This window comes from uncultured Zoogloea sp. (genome assembly GCF_937894855.1).
In the GTDB taxonomy this organism is placed as follows: domain Bacteria; phylum Pseudomonadota; class Gammaproteobacteria; order Burkholderiales; family Rhodocyclaceae; genus Zoogloea; species Zoogloea oryzae.
On sequence record NZ_CALAYQ010000058.1, the window covers coordinates 17,754 to 29,440 of the forward strand.

Here is an 11,687-nt window from a genome sequence, read left to right on the forward strand (position 1 = left end):
TCGCATCGGCATACTCATCGACAGCAACCAGAATCAGAATGATCGAACCTCCAAGGCCGCCATGGCACTTGGAGTACGAGGTCAGCCGCAGCCGCCCCCGACAAGCTGCGGTATCCTTCCGACCCTCTGCATCCATGATGACGCAGCACCAAAAGACCCAATCAGGACTCCGTGCAGGAGCCTAGGCACCAAAGAAAGGATTGTGACAATGCTGACCCGACTAGAGATCGATGGGTTCAAGACCTTCGAGAATCTCGCCATCGATCTGCTGCCTTTCACGGTAGTCCTCGGCACGAACGCCGCAGGAAAGAGCAATCTCTTCGATGCGATCCGCCTGCTTTCGCTGCTGGCAACTAAGGACGTCTCAGAAGCCATGAAAGAAATGCGAGGCGAGCCACTGGAGCTCTTCCGCCTGACTCCTAGCGGTCGCTGCAAGCAGATCAGGATGGCGGCTGAAGTACTTATTGATCCAAGTGCCCGAGACCCTTGGGGCAGCGAAGTCCGTCTGACGCACACACGTATCCGTTACCAAGTCACTCTTGAGCGTCGTCATATCCGACCGGGTATTGAACGCATCCAGATCGCACAGGAATCAGTAGAGCCGATCTTACGCAAGGACGACCGCTGGGCAGACGCCATGTCGCCCTCGAAATCGTTTCGCAGCAATTACCTCAAGTACCTCCGATCCAAACCTTGGCTAACTACCGAAGAACTGCCGGAAGGAATGGCCTTCAGTGTTCATCAGGACGGCAAGCAAGGTCGTAATCGGCCCGCCAGCGCCGCTGAAGCCACCGTCCTGTCCAGCATTACAAACGGCGAGTTTCCCCACCTGTTTGCCCTTCGTGAAGAGATGCGCCACTGGCGGCTGCTACAACTGGACCCTGCTCTGCTACGCAAGCCAGTGCCAGCAACCGCAGCGGACACACTTGACGCAGACGGAGCCAACCTCGCCGCTGTATTGGCACAATTGAAACTAGAGACAGCCACCCATCAGCGGCCGAGAGGTGTCTTGAACGACATTGCCGTTGAACTAAATCATCTTATCCCGGGCATTTCCAGCCTAGATGCAAAACTCGACTCGACCAGTCGGGAATATCGCATCGAACTCACGATGCGCGATGGGCTCCCGTTCACGTCCCGCGTAGTTTCCGACGGAACACTACGTGTCCTCGCTCTATTGACCCTACTCCATGACCCGCGGCATCGAGGCCTCATCTGTTTCGAAGAGCCGGAGAATGGAGTGCATCCTGGACGCATTAGGCAGCTTGTCCGGCGCCTGCAGGATATGGTGACTAGCCCACAAGAATATTCGGCAGACGACGGTGTAGTCCCCCTCAGTCAGCTTCTCCTCAACAGCCATTCACCTGTAGTGCTGTCGTCACTGATTGACGAAGACAACGCTCCCATCGGCGGCGCGATTCTGTTCGCTGACACAGCCACGGTGAGCGATCCGCAACGACAGGAAATACGACGAAAGACCCGGTTACGGCCCGTAAGACCAAAACAACAGGGAATGAAACGAAAAGGAGATCAAGGCGACCTGTTTTCTGACGATGCAGTGCCTCAAGGTTTTGTCTCTGATCTAGAGGTCAAGCGGGTTCTCGAGACCGTCAGTGGTGAGGGGTGAAGATGCATTATCTCGGACTCGCTCTCTATGCCGAGGGCCCGACGGACTACTACTTTCTTCGCCCTCTCTTACAACGCCTTTGCGAAGATATCTGCGCAAGGGAATCTCGGCAACCGGTTGAGTTCAGCGCAGTGCTCGAACTCGACGATCCGCCACAGCTTAAAAATGCGTCCCGTGATGTTCGCATCCTCGGCGCAGCAGAAGCAGCTCGTGGCGCTTGGCAAGTCCTTTTCGTACATTCGGACGGTGAAACGGCGCCTGCAAAAGTTAGAGCGGAGCGTACGGAGCCCGCAATTGCACTTCTGCACCAAACCTTTGGTGAGGCTCATGCAGGTGTCGCAGTAATACCGATCCGCGAGACAGAGGCTTGGGCGATGTTTGATACAGACGCCGTCCGTGAAGTATTTGGTACCACGCAGACCGCCGGGGATCTGGGCTTGCCCCTCGCCGCCGCAGCAGCTGAGGCAGCATCAGATCCGAAACGAACTCTTGACGAAGCATTTCTTGCGACGAAGCCCTCCGGCCGCCGAAGGAAACAGGGCGTTTCACCTATGTTGAATGCTCTTGGAGAACAAGTTTCGTTGCAGCGCCTGCGAGAGCTGCCTAGCTTCCAAAGCCTTGAAACCGAACTCCGGCAGGCGCTTCAGTACATGCGGATTCTCTGACCGTACCGCGCGAGGATCAAGAGCGAAGCCACCGCATCGATGCCTCGCTCGCTGCCCTCGTCTCATGATGTGACGTCGTCCGGCTCCGCATCATCCACCTCGCCAGCCGCCTTGGCCGCCGCCTTCGCGGCCATCGCCTCGGCGTGGGCTTCCAGCATCAGCTTGCGGGTTTCCGGCGACTCCAGGCTCACCCGGCCGATGGCGCCGTCGCGGTAATCCTGCAGCAGGATCAGCGAGGCCTTCTCGATGTCCAGCCCGCCGCCCTTGAGCAGGCAGCCGCGGCGGCGGGCGATGGCTTCCACCAGCCCCGGGCCGTCCAGCCCGTCCACCGGAATCTTGTAGCGCGCCGCCACCAGCGCCGGGTAGCGGGCCAGCAGCACGTCGCCCAGGAAGTTGGCCACGGCCTCGTCGATCACCGCGTTGCGGCCGATGGCGTGGCTCGCCGCCAGCATGTAGCCGTCCGAGTCGAACTCGATCTTCGGCCACATCATCCCCGGCGTGTCGATCAGCGACGCGGTGGGTGAAAGATCCAGCGCCTGCTGGCTTTTGGTGACGGCCGGCTCGTCGCCCACCTTGGCCACCTTCTTCTTGAGTAGGGCGTTCATCAGCGTGGATTTGCCCACGTTGGGGATGCCCATGATCATCATCCGCAGCGGCTTGAGGCGGTCGTTGCGGTGTGGCGCCAGCGGTCGACACAGGCCCACCACCTTGGCCACGTCGCCGGGCTTCTTGCACGACAGCGCCACCGCCGTCACGCCCTTCTGGGCGTTGTAGTACGCCAGCCAGCGGGCGGTGACGTCCGGATCGGCCAGGTCGGCCTTGTTCAGAATCTTCAGGCAGGGCCGCTGACGATGGACGCGCAGCTCGCGGATCATCGGGTTGCTGCTCGCCTCGGGCAGGCGCGCATCGAGCACCTCGATGACCACGTCGATGCGTTCCATGCTCTCCGCCGCCTTCTTGCGGGCGGAAGTCATGTGTCCGGGAAACCACTGGATAGCCATGGGCGTGCGTTGAATCAATGAAAACCCGTCATTATCAGGGCAAAATGGCGACCCTCGAAGGAAACTCTGCCCGAAAGCACCCCATGGACCACGAACAAGTCATTGCTGAAACCCGCGACTGGATCGAAAAGGCCGTCATCGGCCTCAACCTGTGCCCGTTTGCCAAGTCGGTCTACGTGAAGAACCAGGTGCGCATCGTGGTGAGCAGCGCCCGCCACATCGACGCTTTCCTCGAGGATCTCGACCGCGAGCTCGACCACCTGGCCGAGGTTGACCCCGAAGTCACCGACACCACGCTCCTGATCCACCCCACGCTGTTCGCCGACTTCCTCGACTTCAACGACGTGCACCAGATCGCCGACGAAGCCGTGACCGAGCACGAGCTCGAGGGCGTGATCCAGATCGCCAGCTTCCACCCCCAGTTCCAGTTCGAGGGCACCGAGCCCGACGACATCACCAACTACACCAACCGCGCACCCTACCCCACGCTGCACCTGATCCGCGAGGCCAGCCTCGACAAGGCCGTCGAGGCCTTCCCCGACGCCGAGATGATCTACGAGCGCAACATGGAAACCCTCAGCAAGATGGGCATCGCCGGCTGGATGGCGCTGGGCATGGCCCACACCAAGCGCAATGGCTAAGCGCAGCCCCGGCCCGGGCGCCGCGCCGGCCCCCGCCAAGCCCGCCCAGCACCCGGAGATCCGTGAAGGCCAGTCGATCGAGCTGCTCAAGGAGCTCCACATCCTCACCCGCGACGGCCAGCTCAACCAGGACAGCCGGCGCAAGCTCAAGCAGGTCTATCACCTCTACCAGTTCATCGAGCCGCTTCTCGACGAAGTGATCGCCGCTGGCGGCGAACTCACCCTCGCCGACCACGGCGCCGGCAAGTCCTACCTGGGCTTCATCCTCTACGACCTGTTCCTCAAGGCGCGGGACGCGGGCACCGTGTACGGCATCGAAACCCGCCGCGAGCTGGTCGAGCGCTCCCGCGAGCTCGCCGAAAAACTGGATTTCCCGCGGATGCAGTTCCTCGATCTGTCGGTCGAGGAATCCACCCGCTCCAGCCTCCTGCCCGAGCGCATCGACGTGGTGACCGCGCTCCACGCCTGCAACACCGCCACCGACGACGCGATCCAGTTCGCCCTCGCCAAAGAGGCCAAGTTCGTGGTGCTGGTGCCCTGCTGCCAGGCCGAAGTCGCCAGCGTGCTGCGCAAGAACAAGAACGCCAGCTTCGGCATGACGCCCCTCTCCGAAATCTGGCGCCACCCGATTCACACCCGCGAATTCGGCAGCCAGCTCACCAACGTGCTGCGCTGCCTGCAGCTCGAAGCCCACGGCTACCAGCTCACGGTGACGGAGCTTGTCGGCTGGGAGCATTCCATGAAGAACGAGCTGATCATCGCCAAGCGCACCGGCCAGCCCCGCAAGAACGCCATGGAACGCCTCGAGGCAATCCTCGACGAGCTCAACCTGGGCGAACTGCGGAGCCGCTTCGCGTGCTGAGCATTGCCCTCGCCGCGGCCGTCGTGGTGGCCCTGGCCCCGCGCCTGCCCCGCCTGCGCCAGCGCTACGACGACACCGCGCTGGCGCCCATCGACGGCGCCGCCGACCGCCGCGATAACCCGGCGCTCACGCGCCAGCTCGCCGACTGGGCCGCCCAGGGCGCCGGTAACGGCGCGACGCTGCTGCCGTGGGCTCGCCCGAAGGTGCCGGTGCCCCTCGCCATCGCCCGCGTTGCCGCCAGCGAAGCCACCGCCGTGCGCCACTTCGGCTACCGCCTCGCCGGCTATCACCAGCTGGACGAGCGCAGCCGGCTGGGCGGCATCCTCTACCGCATCGGCGTGCAACTACGTCCGCTGGCCTGGTGCCTGCCCCGCCGCGCCGACGAACCGTGGGACGACGCCTGGCTCGGCACCGCCGACGCGCCCCGGCTCGCCGCCCTTTCCCGCTGGCTGCCGCGCCGGCCGACGCTGATCGTGGTGGCCGACGCCCGCCTCGCCGCGCCGCTCGAAGCCGCCCTCGCCCACGCCGCGCGCCACGGTGATCAGCCGGTGCGCCTGCTGGTGCTCGACCCGGCCGTGCCGCCCGGGCAGGTGCTCACGGCCTGAAAAACCCATCCGGCGATTCGACGCAAAAACAGCAACAATGCGCACCGCACTGTTGCCGTTTTTCGTACAAATCAACTACCGGAAGGGATAGGAGCGCATCGGCTGCGGCCGTTCGGGCTCCGGCGGCTTGATGATCGGCCGGGGCGGCACCACCTGGATCGGCGGCACGTAGCGGCGGACCACCGGCTGGGTCACACTCCAGCGCTCCTGCTCCTCGCGGAGGCTCTCCTGGCGCGCCTGACGCTGCTGGGCAGCCAGCTCGGCGGCACGCTCGGCCTCCTGACGGCGCTCGCGGGCTGCCCGTTCGGCGGACTGACGGGCCTCCAACGCCCGGGCGTCCTCCACGACCCGCTCGCTGCGGCGGCGCGCCTCCATCTCTTCCCGGTACGAGAGCCGTGGCGGCGTCTCGATCCGCTTGGCCTGGGTCGTGCCGCCAGCGCAGGGGCCATCGGTGTAGGTCACGCTGCCATCGGTACCCACACATTTGTTCACCGCCAACGCCGGCGCGGCCATCGCGCCCAGCGCAACGGCCAGCACGATCATCCGGCTGCGTAATTCCAGACTGTCCATCTTCCTGCTCTCTCCAGGCTACCCTGCCTGAAGCGTAGCAAATCGGCCGCCGGACGACGGCAAAATCGTGCTCAGGCGGCGAGACGCTCGAACTTGGCCATCAGCTCGGCGCGGGATTCCACGTGGGCGTCGTCGTGGACGATGCAGTCCACCGGGCAGATCTGGACGCACTGTTCTTCGTCGAAGTGGCCGACGCACTCGGTGCACCGCGCAGGGTCGATGGTGTAGATGTCGTCGCCCTGGGCGATGGCTTCGTTGGGGCACTCGGGCACGCACACGTCGCAGTTGATGCAGCCTTCGGTGATGAGGAGGGACATGGGTTTTCTCCGCTGTGGATTGATTTCAGTGATGAAGCGGCGCGGCCCCGACAAACGCCGGCCGGGCCAAAGCCTCCTGCTGCCGGGCCCGGAAGGCGGCCACGAAGGCATCCCGCGAACGGGCCAGGAAGTAAGGATTGCGGCGGCGCTCCTCGCCGATGGTCGAGACGGTGCGACCGTGAAAATCGTGGCCAGGAAACACCAGCACCTCGTCCGATAGCACAAAGAGGCGGGTGACGACCGAGTCGTAGAGCCGGCCCGGATCGCCCTCGCCGGTCTCGGCCCGGGTGCAGCCGCCCAGTTCCAGCGCATCGCCGCAGAACAGCCGGTCGTGCCACAGGTAGCTCACGCTGGCCGGCGTGTGGCCCGGGGTGGCGATCACCCGGATGGCCTCATTGCCGAAATGCAGCATCTCGCCGTCGATGGCCTGGCGGAAGCCGTCGCCGGCGTTTGGCACAGCGCCGGCCACCACCACCGTGCCGGGGTAGGGATCGGCCAGCCCGTCCAGCGCCGGGCAGTGGGCGTGGGTGAGCAGCACCAGCGCCAGTTCGAGCCGGCGCTCGGCCAGCAGCGCCTTGAAGACCAGCGCCTGGCACGGATCGGGGTTGGGGTCGATGAGCACCGCCTGCCCGCTGGACGGGTCGGCGATCAGATAGCTCATCGCGGCGCTGCAGGGATCGAAGAATTGCCGGAAGTACATCGCAACACCCTCAGTGGCTGGCAATCTGCAGCAGGGACAGCACCAGCGCCAGCAGACAGGCCTCGCTCGACAGCAGGCCACGCAGCACCCGCTGCCGGGGCACCAGGCTCAGGCCGCTGGCAAAGCCGGCACCCATCGCCCACAACAGCACCCCCGCCGCAAGCGGGTCGGCGCCGCCCCAGCGGTCCATCGCCACCCGGGGAAAAAGCACCAGCAGCAACGCCAGCACCACGCCGGTGGCGAGCGACAGGATGCGGAACCCCGGGTCGGGATGGTCCGACGCAGGATGATCCAGATCGTGTCTGCTCATGATTGCGCTCCCGGTCAGGCCGCGCCGGTGTCGTCCGCACCGATCAGCAGACGCGCATCCGACAGGTATTTGTGGGGCGGCACCTCGAGGTTGGTGGGCGCCGGCTTGCTCTTGAAGACCCGCCCGGCAAAGTCGAAGGTGGAGCCGTGGCACGGGCACAGAAAGCCGCCGGGCCAGTCGGCGCCGAGGGCCGGGTTGCCGGCCTGGAAGGCGCTCGACGGCGAGCAGCCCAGATGGGTGCAGATGCCTACCGCCACGAAGAGCTCGGGCTTCAGCGAGCGATGGGCGTTGCGGGCGTATTCGGGCTGCTGGGCGTCCACCTTTGATCCCGGGTCGGCCAGATTGGGCTCGGCCTTGGCCAGCGCCGCGAGCATCTCGGGCGTGCGGCGCAGGATCCACACCGGCTTGCCGCGCCACTCGACGACCATCATCTCGCCCGGGGCGAGCTTGTCGATATCCACCTCAACCGGCGCCCCGGCGGCCTTGGCCCGCTCGGACGGCGTCAGGCTGGCGACGAAGGGCACAGCCGCACCCACCGCCAGCGCCCCGCCGGCACCGGCGGTGGCGATCAGCAGGGATCGGCGGGAGGGGTTGCACGGTGCACCGACGCTACAGCCGGCAGGGGACAGGTTATTGCTGGACATGGGGTTCTCTCCGTTGGGGGCTCGCGGGACAAGCGGAGCCTCTGTGATGTCAGGCTGGACATATCAACATCCGTGCCAGCCCACCCAAGAATAAAACCACCCAATAAATCAACACCTTGAAGAATCAACCCGCCTTGCAGAGGGTACGGGCTCTGCCACCTGATCTGCCAGCACCCCTGCCATGACAGCCGACACTGTCAGCCAGCTCACTCTCCGGCGATGAGCTCACCTGCGACCGCCGCCCGCACGGTTCGCACCGCAAGCAGCGCGATGACCACACTGGTCACCCCCAGGAGGCCGCTGCCCAGCCAGACGAAGAAATCCAGCCCGGAGAGCTCCGCCATCCGCAGCGTGGCCGTCGTGAGCGCGGCCAACGGAAACGAGTACGCCCAGGCCGACACGAAGAACGGCAGCCGGTAGAAACGCAGCGCATTGCTTGCCAGCAGGAGCGCCAGAAACAGCGCCGTGTAATACAGGACGCGGGCAAAGGCATCGAGTCCGCCGGTCAGCCCGGTATAGGCCACAAAGCCCACCGACGGCGGGGCCAGCAGGATGAACAGGGTCGGGGTGAGACGCAGGGCCAGCGGCGCATGGAAGAAAAGCCGGTACATCACCACCGCCAGCAGCACGATCCAGAACACCAGCCCGATGCTGAAGAAGAACCACGACAACTCCAGCGGCGCAAAATGCACGCCGCCCAACGGCACGATGATGTTGCCCACCACCGGGATGAACCACGCCGGGTTGAGATGCTGCACCTCGAAGTGGGTATGGTGGATCCAGGCGCTCATCGTGATCAGCGTGAGCGCCAGATGCAGCGCAGCACCAACCACCCACACCCCGCTGGCGAACGCCGGCACCACCGGTTGCCAGGCGACACCGAGCAGCAGGATGCCGATCGAAATAGTGGGCACGAAGTTCATCTTCACCGGATGCGCCCGCTCGGCATGCACCGCATCCGGATGACGCAGCCATTTGACGAGGTAGGCGAAGGCCACCACGACAAACACGGCACTCGCCACCCAGACCAATCCCTGCCCAACGGCTGCCGGCCAGCCAAGCAGGCGGGCGGGCAGCCTTCTGCCAAGCCAGGGCCAGACCGGCAATGCCCATCACGGTGGAAAACAGCGCCACCGGCAGGTGGGCGAGGGAGTGGGATGGTGCAGCAGCTTGATTTATGGGCGGGGGCTCGATGGATGGCAACTCAGTCGGGTTCATGGCGATACATCTCTTCCGGATTCATCTTCGGGCGTGGCGACAGGCCGCTGTTGTGCCAGCCTTTCAGCAGACGGGAACCCGTCTGAAATTACGGCCAGGTCCGCGGTGACTCCGCTCGGCCTGGATCTGAGGCGCGAAGTCGGAGTTCTGCACCAACCGGAGCACCCCGCGCCGCATGTCCCAACCGGTGCGAACAGGATTTCCAGCGCATGGCAGGGCTCCGCAAAACGCTACTGAAGGCCAAGGACCGACCTGAGCTGCACCTCGTCGCTGGCGAAATCGATGCGATCGACCCGCCCCTCGGACAGCCGGATCACCGACACCGCGCCGCGCTGACGTGGCACATCGGCCAGCAGCGACGCGTCCCGCGCGAGCCCCACCCGGAAAGGCAGCGCGCGCAGGGCAGGCAGCGCGAACATGCGGGTGATCACCGCGGGCATCGCGCTGATGTCGGCCAGATAGGCCGCCTGCAGCCGATCCAGCACGCCAGCAGGCTGAGCCGCCAGCAAGGCGTTGGCAAGATCACTCGCCGTCTTGTCAGCGGCAAAAAGCACCACCCGCGTCCCAGCCGGCACCGCCAGCACCTTGCCGTGCTGATCCTCCAGGTTCAGCACCGGAAAAACCGCACCAGGGGCGAGCGGCGCAGCCATGGCCTCCATGCCAAGCAGCAGCGCACCCAGCACGAACAGCGCCCGAAACGATCGAAACAAGCGGGTCATCATCAAACGGCTCTCCTCTTGAGGGCAGATGAAAGGGGTTGGATCAGCAACGCCATAGCCTGCCGCCTTTCACCCCCGATGTGCAAACCCAATCAAGCCCCGTGCCAACCCGCGCCGGGCCCGGAAATCCCTTTTTTCACAGTCACCTGCTGGGCGCCGCGGAATCTCCGCGATGACACCGATTGACCGCCAGACACCGCCATGACAGCATCTGGCAGTCTACTTGGCAGAAGCCTCCCCATGACCGCCAGCGTCCATCCCCTGCCCGAGCTCGTCTCCTTCCTCGACTCATTGCCCGAGCCCCACATCCTGTGCGACCGCAGCTACCGCATCCTGGCGGCCAACGCGGCCTACCGGGCCAACTGCGGGCGGCCGGAGGATCTCATCGGGCGCAAGTGCTACGAGGTCTCGCACCGCTACCCGGTGCCCTGCGACCAGGCCGGCGAATCCTGCCCGCTCGCGCGCAGCCTGATCTCCGGCCAGCGGGAGCGGGTCGTCCATCTGCACCACACCTCGTCTGGCGAGAGCTACGAGAACATCGAGCTGTCGCCGGTACGCGACGCCCAGGGCGAGATCGCCTACTTCATCGAGAAGCTCGAACCGCTGCCGGTGGCCCGCGGGTTTGCCGACGACAAGGGCCTGATCGGCCGCTCCCAGGCCTTCCGGGCGATGCTCGAGCTGGTCGCCCGGGTGGCGCCGTCGGAAGCCACCGTACTCCTGCAGGGCGAATCCGGCACCGGCAAGGAACTCGCCGCCAAGGCCATCCACGACGCCAGCCGGCGCGCCGACCGGCCCTTCGTCGCGGTGGATTGCTCGGGCCTCACCGAAACCCTCTTCGAGAGCGAACTCTTCGGCCACGAGAAAGGCGCCTTCACCGGCGCCAACACCCGCAAGATCGGGCTCGTCGAAGCCGCCAGCGGCGGCACGCTCTTCCTCGACGAGATGGGCGACATCCCGCTCACCATGCAGGTCAAGCTGCTGCGCCTGCTGGAAACCGGCACCTACCGGCGGGTAGGCAGCACCGAACTCATCCGGGCCGACATCCGGCTGATCTCCGCCACCCACCGCCCGCTGAAAACCCTCGTCGAGAACGGCCAGTTCCGCCAGGATCTGTTCTACCGCGTGAATGCCTTTCCGATCGGCCTGCCGCCCCTGCGCAACCGCCGCGACGACATCCCGCTGCTCGCCGAGGTGCTCCTGGGCCGCGTGGCGCCGGAGCGCAAGCTGCGCATCGCCCCCGAAGCGCTGGCCAGCCTCGTCGCCTACGACTACCCGGGCAACGTGCGCGAGCTGCGCAACATCCTCGAACGGGCCAGCCTGCTGTGCGACGGCGACACCATCAAGCCGAACCACCTGCCCGATGAACTCCTGCAGCCCGCCGCCACCGTGCGCGGCAACCTGCCGGCAGCGCCCGCCCCCACGCCTGAAACCGCCGCGCCCAGCGATGAGGAAATCACCGCCGCCCTGCGCAACCACACCGGCTCGCGCAAGGCGCTGGCCACGCGGCTGGGCATCAGCGAGCGTACGCTCTACCGGCGGATCAAGGGACTGGAAGCGGAAGAGGGAGGCTGAAACCATGGCGTCGCATCGGGCAACGGTGCGAAACAGCCCCCGCGCGGCGTCGTTGTTGCGACGCCTGTCACCCGGCGGTCACCGAAGACCGCCTGAATCCGGTCAGGCGAGAAGACGCACGGGAAGACGGCAGCGCCGAAAAGCAGAAAGCCCCGATTTCTCGGGGCTTTCGCTGTGTTGCTTGGGGCGACATACCGGGATCGAACCGGTGACACCTGGAATCACAATCCAGTGCT

Annotated in this window: 14 protein-coding genes; 6 read left to right on the forward strand and 8 right to left on the reverse strand. The window is 65.3% G+C overall.

Annotated elements, in window-relative coordinates:
- Positions 1–208 precede the first annotated feature (208 nt).
- Complete coding sequence (locus Q0672_RS07860) at positions 209–1,627, forward strand: AAA family ATPase (RefSeq protein ID WP_298621422.1); 1,419 nt, start codon at positions 209–211, stop codon at positions 1,625–1,627.
- A 2-nt stretch (positions 1,628–1,629) separates the two neighbouring features.
- Positions 1,630–2,292 carry a DUF4276 family protein gene (locus Q0672_RS07865; RefSeq protein WP_298621425.1) on the forward strand — a complete coding sequence of 221 codons (663 nt, stop codon included), beginning with the start codon at positions 1,630–1,632 and terminating at the stop codon, positions 2,290–2,292.
- Between the two features lie 62 nt (positions 2,293–2,354).
- Here Q0672_RS07865 and ylqF read toward each other — a convergent pair whose 3' ends face one another.
- The gene (ylqF, locus tag Q0672_RS07870) at positions 2,355–3,293 is read right to left on the reverse strand and encodes a ribosome biogenesis GTPase YlqF (RefSeq protein ID WP_153163417.1); all 939 of its coding nucleotides are present in this window, start codon (positions 3,291–3,293) and stop codon (positions 2,355–2,357) included.
- Between the two features lie 83 nt (positions 3,294–3,376).
- Between ylqF and Q0672_RS07875 the strand changes: the two genes are divergently transcribed.
- From Q0672_RS07875 to Q0672_RS07885, 3 genes are read left to right on the forward strand one after another with little or no spacing between them, the layout of a single operon-like run.
- Complete coding sequence (locus tag Q0672_RS07875; RefSeq protein WP_153163418.1) at positions 3,377–3,934, forward strand: DUF1415 domain-containing protein; 558 nt, start codon at positions 3,377–3,379, stop codon at positions 3,932–3,934.
- A complete protein-coding gene (locus tag Q0672_RS07880) occupies positions 3,927–4,796 on the forward strand; it encodes an SAM-dependent methyltransferase (RefSeq protein WP_298621429.1) in 870 nt (289 codons plus the stop codon). The genes Q0672_RS07875 and Q0672_RS07880 overlap by 8 nt, the downstream gene beginning before the upstream one ends.
- Entirely contained in the window at positions 4,790–5,401 is a 612-nt protein-coding gene (locus Q0672_RS07885) for a hypothetical protein (protein ID WP_298621431.1), read from the forward strand. The genes Q0672_RS07880 and Q0672_RS07885 overlap by 7 nt, the downstream gene beginning before the upstream one ends.
- 75 nt (positions 5,402–5,476) lie before the next feature.
- Here Q0672_RS07885 and Q0672_RS07890 read toward each other — a convergent pair whose 3' ends face one another.
- The 7 genes from Q0672_RS07890 to Q0672_RS07920 all read right to left on the reverse strand — a co-directional run bounded on the left by Q0672_RS07890 (position 5,477) and on the right by Q0672_RS07920 (position 9,882).
- On the reverse strand, positions 5,477–5,971 hold the full coding sequence (locus tag Q0672_RS07890) for a hypothetical protein (RefSeq protein ID WP_298621433.1): 495 nt from the start codon (positions 5,969–5,971) through the stop codon (positions 5,477–5,479).
- Between the two features lie 71 nt (positions 5,972–6,042).
- The gene (locus tag Q0672_RS07895; RefSeq protein WP_153163422.1) at positions 6,043–6,288 is read right to left on the reverse strand and encodes a YfhL family 4Fe-4S dicluster ferredoxin; all 246 of its coding nucleotides are present in this window, start codon (positions 6,286–6,288) and stop codon (positions 6,043–6,045) included.
- Between the two features lie 25 nt (positions 6,289–6,313).
- Positions 6,314–6,949, reverse strand: coding sequence for an MBL fold metallo-hydrolase (locus Q0672_RS07900; protein ID WP_298621435.1), 636 nt, complete (start codon positions 6,947–6,949; stop codon positions 6,314–6,316).
- Positions 6,950–6,998: 49 nt separating this feature from the next.
- Entirely contained in the window at positions 6,999–7,298 is a 300-nt protein-coding gene (locus Q0672_RS07905) for a cyd operon YbgE family protein (RefSeq protein WP_298621437.1), read from the reverse strand.
- Between the two features lie 14 nt (positions 7,299–7,312).
- A complete protein-coding gene (gene petA, locus Q0672_RS07910; RefSeq protein WP_298621440.1) occupies positions 7,313–7,942 on the reverse strand; it encodes a ubiquinol-cytochrome c reductase iron-sulfur subunit in 630 nt (209 codons plus the stop codon).
- A 206-nt stretch (positions 7,943–8,148) separates the two neighbouring features.
- On the reverse strand, positions 8,149–8,943 hold the full coding sequence (locus tag Q0672_RS07915; protein WP_298621442.1) for an SLAC1 anion channel family protein: 795 nt from the start codon (positions 8,941–8,943) through the stop codon (positions 8,149–8,151).
- 447 nt (positions 8,944–9,390) lie between these two features.
- Complete coding sequence (locus Q0672_RS07920; RefSeq protein ID WP_153163426.1) at positions 9,391–9,882, reverse strand: hypothetical protein; 492 nt, start codon at positions 9,880–9,882, stop codon at positions 9,391–9,393.
- Between the two features lie 237 nt (positions 9,883–10,119).
- On the opposite strand from Q0672_RS07920, the gene Q0672_RS07925 reads away from it, so the two are divergent.
- Positions 10,120–11,451, forward strand: coding sequence for a sigma-54-dependent Fis family transcriptional regulator (locus tag Q0672_RS07925; protein ID WP_298621445.1), 1,332 nt, complete (start codon positions 10,120–10,122; stop codon positions 11,449–11,451).
- Positions 11,452–11,687 lie beyond the last annotated feature (236 nt).